Below are 15,534 nucleotides of genomic sequence, written 5' to 3'. Positions count from 1 at the left end.
TTATTTTAATAAATTGGATTTCAGTTCTTTGGTCCATAACACCTCTCCTTTAACATTGAAAAGGGTAATGGTTAACGTGCGATCCTTCAATGGACCAGTCACTTCAATTTTAGAGAAGGCTCTTTCCTGAACCAAAGTCCCAGGAACCAAGGTCTCGTTATAATCTAGCTTCACCGCATCGGCCTTTCCTGCTGTCATTGGAGAAACCGTCAAGTCATACAAAGGATAGGTGCCTTCGCGCTCTAATTTATTAAGATCTGAAATATGTCGATCGCCTGTGAAAAAGAGCACTCCCGGGATTTTTCTGTTCTTTAATTCTTTCAATAAATACGTTCTCTCTGCCTCGTAGTTCGCCATGTTTTCGAATACTTTGGCAGGGCTTACGACCTGACCTCCGTTGACGATTATTTTGAAACTAGCTCTAGAAGTGGACAACTGATCCAATAACCAAGTCATTTGCTTAGCACCCCAGTAATCTTTATTTGGGTCATTTAGCTCGTTTGGAGCTTTATTCCACCGGTCATCCATCAAAAAGAATTCCACATCAGCCCATTGGAATTTCCCGGTAATACCTTCGTTTGGAAAGGCATAATTCGGATTTCCCCAATACATTTTGAACATCTCTAAAGAAGTGTATTTCAAAGGAAATGAGCGATCTGCATCATTTGGGCCGTAATCGTGATCGTCCCAAATCGCGTATTGATGTACACTTCCTAATAAGGGTTGTATTGACTTTACGGCACGCGCATGATCATTCCGGTGTATCATTCCCGTTCTCGTATAATCCGGTTCGCGGTAATAAAAATTATCACCTCCCCATAACATGAAATCAGGTTTCTTCAAGTACATCGATGCATAGACCTCATCTGCACCACCATAAGGACGTCCAGGGCGATCGGTTGCTTCTTCGTTTACATAGTTACACGTTCCAAAAAGGAAAGAGAAGGCAGGTGGATCTTTACGGTATTGCCAAAGTTCCTGTGTTTGGAACTCCAATGGATAATTAAATGCCATTTTTTTGCCATTCACGAGTACTTCGTATTCGTATTTTTTGCCCATTGTTACCTCATCAGCGATGATTCGTGCGATGAATGCTGTTGTTTTCTCGGTATGTACGGGATCCGTCTTATGTATCGTTTTATCACCCTTCTCCCAGTATTGAATGCTAACATCCGCTGGTTTCTCGGTCTGTACCCAAACCAAAACTTCCTTCATTTCAGAATAGCCTAACATCGGTCCACTCTTGATTTGCGCACTCGCTAAAAGTGGCGCTGCAAGGAATAAGGCGATTAATATTCTTTTCATATTCGTTAGATTAGTATCTTTGTGGCTTACAAATTTCGCTATGGCATATTATTCAATTCAGAACATTCCTTTAACAGATTTGGCCAAAGAATTTGGTACTCCACTCTATGTATACGATGCTGACAAAATTAGGGAAAAAATCTCGGTTTTGAGGAGTGCTTTTGAAGGAATTGACTTGACCATAAAATATGCTGCGAAGGCGAACACGAATTTATCCATTTTACGCCTAATGCGCGAGAATGGAGTCGATATGGATGTCGTATCACCACAAGAATTAGAGCTAGGTTTAATTGCCGGCTATGAAGGTTCTAATATTACCTTTACACCCTCTGGAGTTCATTTTTCAGAGATTGAATATGCGGTTTCCAAAGGTGCCATCGTCAACCTCGATAATTTATCGGTCTTAGAAAAATTTGGCCAAACCTACGGTTCGACTCAGCCCTGCTTAATTCGAATCAAGCCACACGTTTTTGGTGGGGGAAATGAGAAGATTATGACGGCCCATCCAGAATCGAAATTTGGTATTTCGATCCACCAAAAAGCCGAAATCCTAGCTATTGTAGAAAAATATAAAATCCATGTAATCGGTTTGCACCAGCATACCGGTTCTGATATTAAAGACGGAAAGACGTTTGAGCAAGCTGCATCGGCCCTTTTTGATTTTGCTTATGACTTCAAGGACTTGCAAATCATCGATCTAGGTGGTGGATTCAAAGTTCCTTATTCTCCAGAAGATCCAGGAGTAAATATGCAAGAAGTAGGCCAAATCATGAGCGACGCTTTCCGCGCTTTCTGTGCTAAATATGGCCGGGAATTGCGCCTTTGGGTAGAACCAGGCAAGTTTTTAGTAAGCGAATCAGGAACTTTCCTAGCAGAAACCAATGTAGTAAAACGCGATCCAGTTAAAACATTTGTTGGAATCAATTCCGGTTTGAATCACCTGATACGCCCCATGATGTACGGTTCTTATCACTATATATTTAATGCTTCGAATCAAGATACTTCGAAGCAAATAGATTACCGTGTGACTGGCTATATCTGTGAAACGGATACCTTTTCTTTTGACTTCCATGGCAAACAAAACGAGCGTTTATTAAATGAAGTAAAGGAAGGCGATATCATTGCCTTAGCGAATGCAGGGGCCTATGGATTTACTATGGCTTCTCATTATAATTCCCGTTTCCTGCCAGCAGAAGTGTTAGTAGATGGCGGTGTTGCACGGGTGGTTCGGAAGAGAGAGACGCTGGAGGATATACTACGTAATCAAGAGTAGAGATTCATCAAAAAAGGGGGCATTAGCCCCTTTTTTGATGAATATGATGGCTATAGACTTAAGCTGCTAGAGTAATTACTATTTTTCTAATGATTTAATATACGCAGATGGAGTTATACCTGTCTGTTCCTTGAAGGCATCGATAAATTTTGATCTGGAGGCAAAACCGGCATTAGAGGAAATGCCTTCAATGGTGATTTTTTTAGAATCACCTGAATCAATCATTTGAATTGCATAGTCAATGCGTATTTTTTTTCTCCATTCGCTAAATGATAAACCTAGTGACGTGTTGAAATAGAGAGAAAGCGTTCTTTCGGGAATTTTTAAATCAAATGACATTTGTGCTATAGAGAATTCCTTTTTTGTGAAAGGAAGGGAAAGCAAATAAGTAGCTATTTCTTCTTTGAATTCCTGGTTGGTCTCTACAAAATCTCTTTTCTTAGGAAGATTATATTTGATATCACGAATCAAATTAGTACTGACTTTGTCTGGAATAAATGATACGTTACCGTAGAGAATTTTGGGAAATAAAAACAAGAATAAATTTTGAAGAAAAAAACCTCCTCCGGCCACGGCAAAATAATGTTTTTTTGAAGTGAAAATTTGTGTGTAGGCATCACTTTGAAAGTCAAAATGAATACCCACTACCGTTAACATATGCAAGACACTATTGCTTGATATGATGAATTGAATAGCACATAATAAATATATCCATCTTTTTAAAATCCCGTGATTCGTTGACAACTGTCCCAATTTAGTCTTTGTTCTTTGGGAATGAACAGTAAAATAGACCAATGAGAAAAGGCAATAGGCAAGTAAATGTAATGATCTAGATACAAGAATAAATTCAAACGAAACAAATTGGAAATCAAGTGTGTATTTCTCCGTTATATTAATGATTTCGTGGGCAATTTTAGCTTTTTGCTCAAAGGGTAAAGTGGTAAATGGTAGGCAATTGAAAGCTATAAATACAGCAGGAATAAGGTGAATTAAATCGATTTTTTCTAGTTTTCGCTTATCAGTCACGAGCGTTTTTACGTAATAAAATAAAAACGGACCTAATAAATAGGAGAGAGGTAAGAAGTGGACAAAACAAATACCTTCCCAGAATAGATCTTGGGTATAATGCAACCCATAATAAACAAGAACCACCCAATTGCAGCACAAGAAAAATAGCGCTAAAAAAGCATTAGATCTATTTAATGAACTTAAGTAATAGATCAGTATAAAGGAGGTAAATATGCCAAATAAGGGAAAAATAATGCCCATAATGCAAGCGTTTTTGTCTAATCATTTCCAAGATAAATAAAAAATTAGTAATTCATTTTGTTCCATCCTCGCAAAGTGGAACATAAATGATTCATTTTTAGATGTCACTTTTCTTTCCTCTTTCCAAATTGCGTCATTGTTAAACATATAATCTTAATTCTAATGAAAAAATTAGTCTTTGTATTTTTGACCATTTCAGCTTTTGCATCTGGTCAATCCGTTTCTCATGAAGGTAATGCCGAAACCGGTTTTAATTCTGGGTATAGCTTGGAGCAATCACCCAACACAAAATGGGTTTTAAATTCAATTAAAGCCTTAGAAGCGTTGGATACAGTCACTTACAAATCTTTTTATGCGGAAAAGGTGAAATTCCACGATAATCTCGAGGAAAAGAATTTAACTCAGAATGTGGCTTTTCTCAAAGCCTTAAAAGCAAATGGGATTTCTGTGAAATTTGAGAAAGTAGCTCCTATTTGGGAATACGTACACAAAAATAAAAATATGAAAGAGGCAAACAATTATGTGATTTCATATCAATATGCTGCATTAACCAAAGGGGATAAAACGGTAAAAGTGGTTATAAGTGCGGTAGACCTGATTAAAAACGGGAAGATCGTGCAGGAGTGGTTAGCCTATGACACTGCCGGAATTATGAGCTTATTCAAGTAGTAATCAGTAGGCAGTTTTTTGTGGACAGTATCCAGTGGGTAGTAGTCAGTAATCAGTATCTATTCACAAATACTGTCCACTGACTACTAGCTACTGTCGACTTTCCCTTGGTATGTATTAAAAATGTAGGGGCGAATTCATTTGATTCTTATTTTGTTCCAGATATGTAATAGGAATTCGGGTTCTGAATCATTTGATCTTTCATTTCCCTTGATATGTATTAAAAATGTAGGGGCGAATTCATTTGATTCTTATTTTGTTCCAGATATGTAATAGGAATTCGGGTTCTGAATCATTTGACCTGTCGACGATTCAGAACCCGAATTCCTAATACATAACCCACGTATCCTTCGACCCACCCCCTTGCGAAGAGTTAACGACTAGCGAACCTTTTCTCAACGCCACTCGCGTTAAACCTCCTGGCATCACATTTACCCCATCTCCATACAGAATATAGGGTCTTAAATCCACGTGGCGACCTTCCGCATGGTCCTCGATTAAACAAGGTACTCGGGATAAAGAGATGGTCGGTTGTGCGATATAATTTCTTGGATTGCTGAGGATGAGGGCTTTGAATTTTTCTTGTTCTTCCTTGGTTGATTTTGGCCCTATTAACATGCCATAACCTCCAGCCTCATTCGCTTCTTTCACCACTAATTTCTCAATATTGGCTAAGACATAATTGCGATCTTCTTCTTCCGCGCAAATGTAGGTTTTGACATTTTGAATAATTGGTTCCTCGTTTAGATAATACTTAATTATTCGAGGAACATAGGCATAAATCACTTTGTCATCAGCAACACCGGTTCCGGGCGCATTAGCTATCGCCACTTTGCCATTTTTATAGACTTCGAATATGCCTGGGATACCTATCATTGAGTCTGGATTAAAGACGTTAGGGTCTAAAAATGTGTCATCAATCCGGCGGTAGATAACATCGACGATTTGGAAACCTTTAGTAGTGCGCATTTTGACATACCCCTCGTGTACGACTAAATCACGCGCATCGACTAATTCCACCCCCATTTGTTGAGCTAGGTAGGAATGTTCAAAATAGGCAGAATTATAGATTCCTGGCGTTAAAACTACGACGGTCGGATCTGGTCGATCGCTGATGAAACGCAGCATTTCTAATAACTTATTAGGATAATCAGAAATGGGTCTGATTTGGGTTTTGGCTACTACTTCCGGAAAGGTTTGCTTTAATAGCTCTCTGTTTTCCATCATGTAGGATACACCTGAAGGGCAGCGTAAGTTGTCCTCTAAAATCATGTATTCCCCATCGCTACCTCGAATTAAATCGGTTCCAGTAATGTGGATGTAGATGTTTTTGGCAGGCTTTATGCCGATACAAGCTTTTAGAAAATCTTTAGAAGAGTTAATCACTTCAGCGGGAATGATCCCGTCTTTGATGATTTTTTGGTCTGAATAAATATCATTTAAAAATAAATTCAAGGCAGTGATTCGTTGAATTAATCCTTTTTCGATTTTCTCCCATTCTTTTGCTTCAACAATGCGCGGAATAATGTCCACCGGCATGATGCGCTCGGTTCCTTCGTTTTCTGAATAGACATTAAACGTGATTCCCATGGCCATTAAGGCTCTTTCTGCGGATTGTTGACGGCTTAAAAATTCCTCTTTGCTGAGTTGTTCCACGCGTTCTTTAAAGTGTTCGTATCCAATGCGTACACTTCCGTCCGCTTCGAACATTTCATCGAAAAAGCCTTCCGGATCATAGTTGTTAAAGGAGAAATTCATGGTATGATATGTTAAAATGCTTGATATGAAGATAATTTAGAATTTTATTTTTGTTTTGATTTTCCAAAACAGACTTAAATTTCAAAATTTCCAATTTTAGCCTCTTAATTATTGGAAATTTACCATTTTTTGTGAGAAATTGAGTTCTTATGTTACACTCAGAATTTTATTTCATCAGCCCTATTGGCATTTTACGTTTGGAATTAGCAGATGCTGGTTTGCGCTCTTGTACTTTTGTAGAGGAGGAAGGAACAACTACCGAAAATCATCCTGTTGATATTCAGCGGATTAAAGACATTTTGCAATCGTTCTTTGATACAGGCATTTTACAAGATTTTCCCATTGATCCAACTATTGGGACTCCCTTTCAACAAAAAGTTTGGTCGGCCTTGAAAGGAATTCCTGCTGGTTCCACCACTACCTATGCGGAAATTGCGAAACGCTTAGAAATGCCTAAAGGAGCGCAGGCAGTAGGTAATGCAAATGGCCAAAACCCCATTTTACTCTTCCATCCTTGTCACCGCGTGATAGGTTCTACTGGAAATCTGGTAGGGTATAGTGGAGGATTGTGGCGGAAGGAATGGTTACTTGCGAAGGAAGGAGCTACGCTATTTTAGTATATTTGTCTATGGATAATGATCAAATCGTCGACGCACTTGAACTTTTAGTTAAGCTTTGGGATTTACATGGTGTAAATGAATTCAAAAGTAAGAATCTCGCTTTTGCAGCGCGTGGCCTTGATAAATTCCCTGGTTTAATCTCGTCGTTGTCAGAAGAGCAATTGTTAGGGATTCCCGGAGTAGGAAAAGTGGTTGTCAAAATCGTGCAAGATGTGGCCGCTACAGGAACTTGTCCTGATTTAGATCAGATTATAGAACAAACACCAGCTGGTTTATTAACCTTGTTGAAGATAAAGGGCTTAGGTCCTAAAAAGGTTAGGACGATTTGGCAGGAATTACAAATTACCAAAATTGATGACCTTTTAGCGGCTTGTGAGGATGGTCGTCTAGCGAATCTCAAAGGATTTGGTGGGGCAGTAGTGGAAAGTGTGACACTGAATATCCGTTTTATCAAATCAAATTCCAGCAAATTGCGTATTAATAAGGCGCAGGATTTAGCCGATGAAATTGCCCAAGCATTAACTGGCCTTTTCTCTCATGTCTCCATTGCTGGCGAATTGCGCCGTCATTGTGAGGTGATTAATTCCTTAGTTTTTTTAGTGGAAACAAACGACTTGTTTGGAGCGTCTGGATTGTTGCAATCAGTAGAAGGTTTAGAGGAAGATATGAAAGAGTCCTCACCATTTACGTGGAGAGGCTTTGCGAAAGATCATTTGATTCCCATTGAAATTCACTTTGCCTCTGCTAGTGAATTTGTATCTAAATTATATGCTTTATCAGCGGCGCCAGATCACTTAGCTCAGGTTCAATTTTATGAGCGATTTGACGGTAAGGAGTTGAAAGGAGAGTTTGAGATCTACACAGCTCAACAATTGCCGTATATCGTTCCTGAAATGAGGGAGGGTTTACAGGAATTTGACTGGTATGCTAAACACGGAGATAAGGCTTTAATTCAATACGCTGATTTGCAAGGATGTTTACACAATCATTCCACTTATTCAGATGGTAAGAATACACTTAGTGAGATGGCGGAAGCCTGTCGAACTTTAGGTTTGCGTTATTTCGGAATTGCTGATCACTCTAAATATGCTGCCTATGCAGGAGGATTGAAGGAGGAGGATGTCATTCGTCAACACGAAGAAATAGATCGTTTGAATTCGCAATGGACCGATTTTCAAATTTTAAAAGGGATCGAAGCGGATATTTTGCCGGATGGTAATCTGGATTATGATGCCTCAGTGTTGGCCTCTTTTGATTATGTAGTGGCATCCGTTCATGCTGGATTAACGATGGATTTAGAGAAGGCTATGCCTCGCGTGTTGAAGGCCATTGAAAATCCGTATACGTCTATTTTAGGTCATCCGACGGGACGTTTATTACTAGCAAGACCTGGCTTTTCCTTACAAATGTCGAAGATCTTAGATGCTTGCAAGGCGAATGGAGTGAGTATTGAATTAAATGCCAGTCCTTATCGTTTGGACTTAGACTGGCGTTATATCTATGAGGCGATGGATAAGGGCTTATTTGTCTCTATTAATCCGGATGCCCACTCAATTGCCGGTTTACAGGATATGGAATGGGGTGTCAAAGTGGGTCGCAAAGGGGGCCTTTTAAAAGAGTTGACTTTGAATGCTTTGTCTTTGGCCGATATCAAAAACTTTTTCACTAAAAACTAGAAATTCGGTTTCAGTAAATACTTCGCATAGAATTCGTCAATTACGCGCACAGCCTCTGTAGGTGTATCCACTAAGGCAAATAATTCCAAATCTTCTTCGTGGATATTGCCAGCGGCAACCATTGTCTTTTTCATCCAGTCGATTAGGCCGCTCCAATAGTCTTTTCCCACCAAAACAACCGGGAAACGCCCTATTTTATGGGTTTGAATGAGGGTCAATGATTCAAACATTTCATCTAATGTCCCAAATCCACCCGGCATAATAATAAAACCTTGGGAATACTTCACGAACATCACTTTGCGCACAAAGAAGAAGTCAAAGTTCATATTTTTATCTGAATCGATATAGGGATTAGGCGTCTGTTCGAAAGGTAATTCGATGTTTAAACCCACACTACGGCCTCTTTCGCTCGCAGCACCTTTATTTCCAGCTTCCATAATTCCTGGTCCACCTCCGGTGATGACACCATAACCGTGGCGCACTAGTTTCGCCGCAATTTCTTCTGCTATCTTGTAATAAGGACTTTCTGGGCTTGTTCTAGCAGATCCAAAAATGGAAACACAGGGACCAATTTTGGATAATTTATCAATGCCTTCCACAAACTCACTCATAATCTTGAAAATACGCCAAGATTCCTCTGATTTAATCTGAGCCCAGGTCTTATCTCCAAAAGCCTGTTTGATTTTCTCTTCTTCCTCTTTCCAGTTATTCTCCGTCATATTTTTAAATTTCTTTCCTAAATGTAGGACTATTCCTTTTACCTTTGCAAAAAATAAATCACAATTTCATGAATGCTCCTTTAAGTTTTGCGGTAGGTGGTGACCACGCTGGTTTTGATTACAAGAATGATTTGATCGATTTTTTAGAGGCCAAAGGTATCTCTGTAAAAGATTGTGGTACCTATTCTGCTGATTCTGTGGATTATCCAGATTTTGCACATCCTGTTGCTGATGCGGTTGAAAAAGGGGAGGTGAGTTTTGGTTTATTATTGTGTGGAAGTGCGAATGGTGTGGCGATTACAGCCAATAAACACCAAAGTATTCGCGCTGGTCTAGCCTGGAATACTGAAGTAGCCGCATTAGTTCGCCAACACAATGACGCGAACGTGCTTTGTCTTCCCGTGCGTTTTATCTCTTTAGAGGAAGCGAAAGCTTGTTTACAGGTGTTTTTAGATACACCTTTTGAGGGTGGTCGTCACCAAGGTCGTGTGAACAAAATTTCTTGCTGCTAAGCTATTTCTTTTTGTATAATTTAGGACTCACGAGCACATATTGCTGGGTGAGAGAGGGAAGGTGTTGCCCAATTTTGGCAAAGTAACCTTCTGAATCATAGATATAGGTAGGTTGATCCTTGTTGAAATATTCCTGTACAATGATGACATTTTTATAGGTGTTCAATTGGCTTAAAAGGGGTTTAGCTAATTCCCAGTTCACAAAAGGGCCAGCCATTTGATTGTATAAATACTCCTCCATTTCCGGTCCTAAAATGAGTAATTTCTCCTGGTTAATCGAAAGACGTCTCGGTTTAGCGATATTAGGTTCGTCTAACTGGTAGGTTAACGCTACTGCACCCACTAAGGTCCATAATATTAGTTCTCGCTGCCAATTCTTTTTGATCACATAAAAGAGGTTAAGCCCCAGATAGGCGAATGGAGGCAGTAAGAAAACGAAGTTAATTCGATGATAAGCAGGGAAATTCGTCACCGATATCAGACTGAAAAACAACCAAATAAGCGTCGTTTGTTGTGCTTTCTGTGCGTGCGCCCTGATTTTAGGATTTCCTACCACTTTGTAAAGCCCAAACAGTCCAAAAACGATGGCTGGCGAATAAAATAACACGACTTTTTTAGCCTCTTCAGCTGAAATTAATTGGAATTCAAAAGCCGAATTTTGGAAAACTTGGATTAAATCTGATAGGTTTCCACGGAATGAAAATACAATGGAAGTGATGGTCATCACAATCAGATAACCGATAATGATAAGTATGATCTGGCGAATTGAGATACCAGAGAAGAATAATAAACTGACTAAAGCCCACGGCAAGAGCCAAAAATAGGCTGGGAAAAATAGGGTTGCTGTGGCTAAATAGATTCCCACTAAGAACACACGATCATTTACTAGTAACGTTTTTTGCTGCTGAATGATCTCTTTCCAGGCTAACAATAGGAAGGTTAGTCCTATAAGCGCTGGGTCAGGTACATGAAACTCCGTACATAGATGGAACAGTAAAAGGTAGGTACAGAAGGCTAATCCACCTAATTTGGGCATTAAATCAAATGTCGTAATCGTTTGGTGGAAAATGAAGGCTTGAAAGGAAATTAGTCCAAAGGCGATGAAAGGATTGTAGGAAAGTGGAATAGTCAATAAATCAAGAAACTGATAAAATCCAGTTGCAAATGGACCGGAATTATCGCGAATGTCCTTGTATAGACGAAATCCTTGGTTTAGTTTTTGTCCAATCAAATAGTTCTTAATTTCCCACGGGAAATAGGTAAATCCTTGCTGAGTATACAGAAAAGCTGCTAATCCGCCTGCCACCATAAAGAATAGCATCGAGATTAAGCTGTTGGATTTAATAAATTGTAACATATTTGGCTAAACGAAGCCCTAAATTACGGTGATTCCAATTATTATTATGAAATTTGTAGGTGTTTTTTGAGATAAAAAGACCTAGAAAATAGAGAGCAAGCATGGAAACGAAGCGTCAGCAAAAATTTGGCCGTCAAATACAGAAAGATTTAAGTGATATTTTTCAAAAAGAATTTAAAATGCTTTTTGGAAATGGTATGGTGACGGTGACCGAGGTGAAAATTAGTCCAGATCTTTCGGTAGCTCGTTGTTATTTGAGCTTTTTATTGATTGATGATCGCGAAGCGGTGATGGATCAAATCGAGCTTCAAAACAAAGCCATTCGCAATGCCTTAGCGAATCGTATTCGCAAGCAGGTGCGGATCATTCCTAACCTAGTTTTCTTCCTAGATGACACCGCGGCTTATGCGGCTAAAATTGAAGCCTTGTTCGAAGGTTTAGTGATTCCTCCAGCTGAGGGAGATGTTCCTAATCGTGTGGCTGACGAAATTGATTAATTAAGATGAGCGTTTCCTTATTTGTTGCGAAAAGGTATTTTTTTTCCCCATTTAAGGCGAGTTTTATCACCTTAATTTCCCGTATTTCGATGATAGGGGTGGGGGTGGAAGTCATGGCTTTGGTCCTTATCTTATCTGTTTTTAATGGATTAGAAGATTTTCAAAAAGGCCTTTTCAAAACCTTCGATCCCGATTTAAGCATCGTATCAACTTCTGAAACGCGTTTTTCATTAAGTCCAAATCAAATTCAACAGATTGCTTCCGTTTCAGGCGTGAAATCTGTTCAACCCATTTTAGAAGATCAGGCGCTTATTCGGTATAATGGAAAGCAATTAGTTGTTACTTTAAAAGGAGTTGATTCTACCTTTATTGGCTCTAAACGTTTGAAAAACCAAATAGTCGACGGCGATTACCTCGTAGAATACGATGGTCATCCTTTCGGGATGGTGGGGGCTGGGGTATTTATGGCGATGGGCATGAATTTTGAGGATATTTACCATCCTATTGAGGCATGGTATCCTAATCAAAAGGCATTAGCAAAATTCCAAGTGACTCAAGAAGCGGCAAATCAGAAGGGCTTTTTCCCTTCCGGAGTGTTGCAGGTCGAACAGACTTTCGATAACCAAATGATTCTTGTTCCCTTGAGCTGGATGCGTGATTTAACGCTAGCTGATTCTACCTCAGTATCTCGTTTCGAGCTAATGTTAGCCGAAGGTGTTCAGGAACAGGATGTTCAGTCTGCCATACAAAAAATTGTAGGCGGAAATTTCCAAGTTCAAACGCGAGATCAACAACACGCCATCCTTTTACGTGCCATTAAGATCGAGAAACTTTTCGTGTTTATTTTGATGGCCTTCATCATGGGAATTGCGTCTTTTACCCTTTTTTATGCTCTTTCCCTTTTAGTTATTGAAAAGCGGAAAGACCTCCGAACCTTATTAGCGATGGGCATTACACAGCAACAATTGTTGCGTATTTTTCTATCCGTAGGACTATTTATTAGTTTTTCAGGGGCGTTAGTGGGTATGATACTTGGTTTTGCTTTGGGCTGGATACAACAAACGTTCGGAATTATCCCTTTAGGAATCCCGAACGCTTTGATTGATGCTTATCCCATTCAAATGGAATGGTTTGACTTTTTGATGACTGCTTTAGTGGTGATGGTGATCACCTTTTTAGCTTCGATTATCCCAGCTCGTAAAGCCGTTCAATTAACCTTTGATCAGAAAATTAATCTGCCAAAGGCGGATTAAATTCTCCTTCCCATTTCGAAACCACACAAGTCGCCACGCCGTTTCCTGCTACTGAAGTGACCGTTCTACCCATATCTAAGAATGGATCCACCCCTAATAATAAGGCAATTCCTTCCGCTGGTAAATTGAACATCGTTAAGGTTCCCGCGATAATCACAAGTGAGGCGCGAGGTACGCCGGCAATACCTTTGGACGTAATCATTAAAGTCAATAGCATCGTGATTTGTTGCTCTAAACTTAAATGAACTCCGTAAGCCTGCGCAATAAAACCGGTCGCGAAGGTCATATACAACATCGACCCATCGAGGTTAAAGCTGTATCCTAAAGGCAATACAAAGCCCACAATACGTCTGCTACAACCGAATTTCTCCAAAGCTGCGATTGTTTGAGGAAAGGACGCCTCCGAACTCGCTGTAGAGAAGGAGATCAATAAGGCCTCTTTTAACTCTTTCAAAAGCTTCCAATAAGGAATGCCGTTTGCTAAGCAGATGATCCATAATATAACCACAGTAAAGAATAAAAGACCACCCATAAAGCAGATCATCAAATAGCCGTAGCTGATTAAAATGCTTAATCCTTTGTTTGCCACAACGGTTGTCATGGCTGCAAATACCGCGTATGGTGCCACTTCCATCACGTAGTTCACCATCTTGAAGATGACCTCCGCTAAGTTTTCAATGACATGAATTAAGCGTTTCCCTACCTCACCGATGGAGCCTAAAGCGACGCCGAAGAAAAGGGAGAAGATGACGATTTGAAGAATTTCATTTTCAGCCAAAGCCTTGAAAAAGCTATCTGGGAAGATATGCAAGATGAAATCTTCCATTGTTTTAGCTTTGGAAGCATCAATACCTGTTTCTGTGCCAGAGGCCGGTTTAGGCCAACTTTGCAAACTACCCGGTTGAGTGATGTTTACCACCACAAGGCCCGTTACTAATGATAAAATAGTCGCAAAATAGAAGTAACCAATGGTTTTCGCTCCAATACGTCCAACTGCCTTGAAGTCGCCTAGTTTCGCGATACCTACAACGAGTGTACAGAATACTAATGGCCCAACGATCATTTTGATCAGTCGAAGGAAAATCTTGGAAACGATTTGGACTTTAGCTCCTAAATCGTGGCTAACTTCTGGTTCAAAATAAAGGAAAAAGAACTCCCCTAGCACGAGGCCCAGGATAAATCCAATGATAATTTTATTCGTTAAGGTTAATTTCATAGTGGGTTGACGAGGGATAAATACTTTTTGTAAAATGGTTTTCTATAGAAAATCATTCCCCAAAGAAAGGGGAAAAGAAGGTAATTCAAAAATGCGTTGCGGGTATCGAATGAAATTTCATCGATAATTTCACAAGCATCTTCGGTGGTTTTCTTCACTCTATGCTTATGCTGCCAATATTGAAGTCCGAAAGGCATTTTAACTCCTTGGTCAATAAAGTACCATTCATTCCCTGTTTCTAAGTCTTCTGTAATAAGGGAACTCCAGGTAACTTGTAGGAAAATCAGATTGATAACGAGAACGACGTTATCGTCTTTTTTACATCCATCAAATCGCTGCAAGGTGACTCTAGGAAAAGGGGGCGATAATTTAAGCAGCAAATCAGCCGTAAAAAGTTTTTTTACGTGGCTAATGGGAGCTTGAATAGGTGTGGAGATTGAGTAGGATAGCATATTAAGCTACCAAGAGTTTTAATAAAGTCGCAAAAAAGGTTTTAATGCCTAATGCAACATATTTTGCCCAGCCTGTACTTTCTTCAGAAGCTTCCGGTGATTCTTGCTCTGAAGGTAACTCGCTACGCGTTGCCTTAGAGGGATTCAAGGCAGCTATTCTGGCCGTCGAATCTGTTTGAATCGTTTTCGCCTTCGGATTGAGCGCGGAATACTCCACTCTTCCAAAGTTGCAGAATAAGGAAATCGTGAAAAAGGCGATGATCAGTTTCTTCATTTGATTTTTTGTTTCGCAGATTCAACAGCTGCTTTTTGAGCAGCAATTTCCTCTTCTTTCGTTTTTTGATCGACTTTATTCTGTACCTGATTCGTTAAAATCTTTTCTTTTTCGATTTTTGCTTCTTTTAAACGCTCTTCTAAATTGTTTATTTGGCGTGCATTAGAGTCCAATTCACGGATTAAACGTTCCGCTTGTTTGCTATTCTTCGCTTGAGCTGAGACTAATTCCGCTAATTTATTTTCCTCGATTCTTACCGCTTCCTCTAGATCTACGATTTTGATAAAATCCTCCATCCAAGTGCTCGTTTCACTTAATTTTGCGTGACCTGTTTGGATGTATTCGTCAGTCCCTGTGGCAATAGAGACGAATAATTTCACTTTCTTATTTTCTTCGGAAACTTTAGAAACTAGTACTAAAGGACTATCCGAGATTCCAGTAATCTTGATATCGGAGCTAGAGTATGTTCCGTTTTTCCCTTCGATTACCTTACCAAATTTGCTTAAATAAGCTTTCCAGCTTGCTCTCGCGTATTTTTCTTGCGTATTAACGAAAGTGTAAACTCCTTCTTTCTTCGATTTATCTACTTCAGACATGCCAGAGAAAACCTGAGCCGACGCATGGAAGGCAAAAGCAGAAAGGAAAAGTAGGATAGCGATCTTTTTCATAAGGTGAAATTTTTAT

General features: G+C 39.6%; 16 protein-coding genes. 7 read left to right on the top strand and 9 right to left on the bottom strand.

Going from position 1 to position 15,534, the window contains the following annotated elements; translation table 11 throughout:
- The gene (locus G9X62_RS00475; RefSeq protein WP_223130883.1) at positions 1 to 1,305 is read right to left on the bottom strand and encodes an alkaline phosphatase D family protein; all 1,305 of its coding nucleotides are present in this window, start codon (positions 1,303 to 1,305) and stop codon (positions 1 to 3) included.
- 40 nt (positions 1,306 to 1,345) lie between these two features.
- On the opposite strand from G9X62_RS00475, the gene lysA reads away from it, so the two are divergent.
- A complete protein-coding gene (lysA, locus tag G9X62_RS00470) occupies positions 1,346 to 2,578 on the top strand; it encodes a diaminopimelate decarboxylase (RefSeq protein WP_223130882.1) in 1,233 nt (410 codons plus the stop codon).
- A gap of 78 nt (positions 2,579 to 2,656) precedes the next feature.
- On the opposite strand, the gene G9X62_RS00465 is transcribed toward lysA, so the two are convergent.
- On the bottom strand, positions 2,657 to 3,847 hold the full coding sequence (locus G9X62_RS00465; RefSeq protein ID WP_223130881.1) for a helix-turn-helix domain-containing protein: 1,191 nt from the start codon (positions 3,845 to 3,847) through the stop codon (positions 2,657 to 2,659).
- Positions 3,848 to 4,009: 162 nt separating this feature from the next.
- On the opposite strand from G9X62_RS00465, the gene G9X62_RS00460 reads away from it, so the two are divergent.
- Positions 4,010 to 4,516 carry a hypothetical protein gene (locus G9X62_RS00460; RefSeq protein WP_223130880.1) on the top strand — a complete coding sequence of 169 codons (507 nt, stop codon included), beginning with the start codon at positions 4,010 to 4,012 and terminating at the stop codon, positions 4,514 to 4,516.
- Between the two features lie 327 nt (positions 4,517 to 4,843).
- On the opposite strand, the gene G9X62_RS00455 is transcribed toward G9X62_RS00460, so the two are convergent.
- Positions 4,844 to 6,274: a circularly permuted type 2 ATP-grasp protein gene (locus G9X62_RS00455; protein ID WP_223130879.1), complete on the bottom strand. Its 1,431-nt coding sequence runs from the start codon at positions 6,272 to 6,274 to the stop codon at positions 4,844 to 4,846.
- Between the two features lie 149 nt (positions 6,275 to 6,423).
- Here G9X62_RS00455 and G9X62_RS00450 point away from each other — a divergent pair, with 149 nt between their 5' ends.
- A complete protein-coding gene (locus G9X62_RS00450) occupies positions 6,424 to 6,891 on the top strand; it encodes a methylated-DNA--[protein]-cysteine S-methyltransferase (protein WP_223130878.1) in 468 nt (155 codons plus the stop codon).
- Positions 6,892 to 6,902: 11 nt separating this feature from the next.
- Complete coding sequence (locus G9X62_RS00445; protein WP_223130877.1) at positions 6,903 to 8,570, top strand: DNA polymerase/3'-5' exonuclease PolX; 1,668 nt, start codon at positions 6,903 to 6,905, stop codon at positions 8,568 to 8,570.
- Here G9X62_RS00445 and G9X62_RS00440 read toward each other — a convergent pair.
- Positions 8,567 to 9,289 (bottom strand): LOG family protein, encoded by a 723-nt coding sequence (locus G9X62_RS00440; RefSeq protein ID WP_223130876.1) that lies wholly within the window; start codon positions 9,287 to 9,289, stop codon positions 8,567 to 8,569. The two genes, G9X62_RS00445 and G9X62_RS00440, sit on opposite strands and share 4 nt — an antisense overlap.
- Positions 9,290 to 9,357: 68 nt before the next feature.
- Here G9X62_RS00440 and rpiB point away from each other — a divergent pair, with 68 nt between their 5' ends.
- Positions 9,358 to 9,801 (top strand): ribose 5-phosphate isomerase B, encoded by a 444-nt coding sequence (rpiB, locus tag G9X62_RS00435; RefSeq protein WP_223130875.1) that lies wholly within the window; start codon positions 9,358 to 9,360, stop codon positions 9,799 to 9,801.
- A 1-nt stretch (position 9,802) separates the two neighbouring features.
- Here rpiB and G9X62_RS00430 read toward each other — a convergent pair whose 3' ends face one another.
- Positions 9,803 to 11,158, bottom strand: coding sequence for a DUF6427 family protein (locus G9X62_RS00430; RefSeq protein WP_223130874.1), 1,356 nt, complete (start codon positions 11,156 to 11,158; stop codon positions 9,803 to 9,805).
- Between the two features lie 101 nt (positions 11,159 to 11,259).
- Here G9X62_RS00430 and rbfA point away from each other — a divergent pair, with 101 nt between their 5' ends.
- Both rbfA and G9X62_RS00420 read left to right on the top strand, forming a co-directional pair.
- Positions 11,260 to 11,655, top strand: coding sequence for a 30S ribosome-binding factor RbfA (gene rbfA, locus G9X62_RS00425; RefSeq protein ID WP_223130873.1), 396 nt, complete (start codon positions 11,260 to 11,262; stop codon positions 11,653 to 11,655).
- Between the two features lie 5 nt (positions 11,656 to 11,660).
- Complete coding sequence (locus G9X62_RS00420; protein ID WP_223130872.1) at positions 11,661 to 12,908, top strand: ABC transporter permease; 1,248 nt, start codon at positions 11,661 to 11,663, stop codon at positions 12,906 to 12,908.
- On the opposite strand, the gene G9X62_RS00415 is transcribed toward G9X62_RS00420, so the two are convergent.
- The 4 genes from G9X62_RS00415 to G9X62_RS00400 are packed head-to-tail and all read right to left on the bottom strand — an operon-like array spanning position 12,886 to position 15,518.
- Entirely contained in the window at positions 12,886 to 14,124 is a 1,239-nt protein-coding gene (locus G9X62_RS00415) for a dicarboxylate/amino acid:cation symporter (protein ID WP_223130871.1), read from the bottom strand. The genes G9X62_RS00420 and G9X62_RS00415 overlap by 23 nt on opposite strands.
- On the bottom strand, positions 14,121 to 14,576 hold the full coding sequence (locus G9X62_RS00410; RefSeq protein WP_223130870.1) for a hypothetical protein: 456 nt from the start codon (positions 14,574 to 14,576) through the stop codon (positions 14,121 to 14,123). The genes G9X62_RS00415 and G9X62_RS00410 overlap by 4 nt, the downstream gene beginning before the upstream one ends.
- Position 14,577: 1 nt before the next feature.
- On the bottom strand, positions 14,578 to 14,850 hold the full coding sequence (locus G9X62_RS00405) for a hypothetical protein (protein WP_223130869.1): 273 nt from the start codon (positions 14,848 to 14,850) through the stop codon (positions 14,578 to 14,580).
- The gene (locus G9X62_RS00400) at positions 14,847 to 15,518 is read right to left on the bottom strand and encodes a coiled-coil domain-containing protein (protein ID WP_223130868.1); all 672 of its coding nucleotides are present in this window, start codon (positions 15,516 to 15,518) and stop codon (positions 14,847 to 14,849) included. The genes G9X62_RS00405 and G9X62_RS00400 overlap by 4 nt, the downstream gene beginning before the upstream one ends.
- Between the last annotated feature and the right edge of the window lie 16 nt (positions 15,519 to 15,534).

The sequence above is a fragment of the Aquirufa lenticrescens genome (genome assembly GCF_019916085.1).
Classification (GTDB): Bacteria; Bacteroidota; Bacteroidia; order Cytophagales; family Spirosomataceae; genus Aquirufa; species Aquirufa lenticrescens.
The sequence above is the reverse complement of the archived record's forward strand: the minus strand, read 5'-3'. Positions and strand labels throughout refer to the sequence as shown.

What these genes read in the sequence shown, in the direction of transcription:
- G9X62_RS00475 (WP_223130883.1), bottom strand. Translation starts at nt 1,305, where the DNA reads ATGAAAAGAATATTAATCGCCTTATTCCTTGCAGCGCCACTTTTAGCG.
- lysA (WP_223130882.1), top strand. Translation starts at nt 1,346, where the DNA reads ATGGCATATTATTCAATTCAGAACATTCCTTTAACAGATTTGGCCAAA.
- G9X62_RS00465 (WP_223130881.1), bottom strand. Translation starts at nt 3,847, where the DNA reads ATGGGCATTATTTTTCCCTTATTTGGCATATTTACCTCCTTTATACTG.
- G9X62_RS00460 (WP_223130880.1), top strand. Translation starts at nt 4,010, where the DNA reads ATGAAAAAATTAGTCTTTGTATTTTTGACCATTTCAGCTTTTGCATCT.
- G9X62_RS00455 (WP_223130879.1), bottom strand. Translation starts at nt 6,274, where the DNA reads ATGAATTTCTCCTTTAACAACTATGATCCGGAAGGCTTTTTCGATGAA.
- G9X62_RS00450 (WP_223130878.1), top strand. Translation starts at nt 6,424, where the DNA reads ATGTTACACTCAGAATTTTATTTCATCAGCCCTATTGGCATTTTACGT.
- G9X62_RS00445 (WP_223130877.1), top strand. Translation starts at nt 6,903, where the DNA reads ATGGATAATGATCAAATCGTCGACGCACTTGAACTTTTAGTTAAGCTT.
- G9X62_RS00440 (WP_223130876.1), bottom strand. Translation starts at nt 9,289, where the DNA reads ATGACGGAGAATAACTGGAAAGAGGAAGAAGAGAAAATCAAACAGGCT.
- rpiB (WP_223130875.1), top strand. Translation starts at nt 9,358, where the DNA reads ATGAATGCTCCTTTAAGTTTTGCGGTAGGTGGTGACCACGCTGGTTTT.
- G9X62_RS00430 (WP_223130874.1), bottom strand. Translation starts at nt 11,158, where the DNA reads ATGTTACAATTTATTAAATCCAACAGCTTAATCTCGATGCTATTCTTT.
- rbfA (WP_223130873.1), top strand. Translation starts at nt 11,260, where the DNA reads ATGGAAACGAAGCGTCAGCAAAAATTTGGCCGTCAAATACAGAAAGAT.
- G9X62_RS00420 (WP_223130872.1), top strand. Translation starts at nt 11,661, where the DNA reads ATGAGCGTTTCCTTATTTGTTGCGAAAAGGTATTTTTTTTCCCCATTT.
- G9X62_RS00415 (WP_223130871.1), bottom strand. Translation starts at nt 14,124, where the DNA reads ATGAAATTAACCTTAACGAATAAAATTATCATTGGATTTATCCTGGGC.
- G9X62_RS00410 (WP_223130870.1), bottom strand. Translation starts at nt 14,576, where the DNA reads ATGCTATCCTACTCAATCTCCACACCTATTCAAGCTCCCATTAGCCAC.
- G9X62_RS00405 (WP_223130869.1), bottom strand. Translation starts at nt 14,850, where the DNA reads ATGAAGAAACTGATCATCGCCTTTTTCACGATTTCCTTATTCTGCAAC.
- G9X62_RS00400 (WP_223130868.1), bottom strand. Translation starts at nt 15,518, where the DNA reads ATGAAAAAGATCGCTATCCTACTTTTCCTTTCTGCTTTTGCCTTCCAT.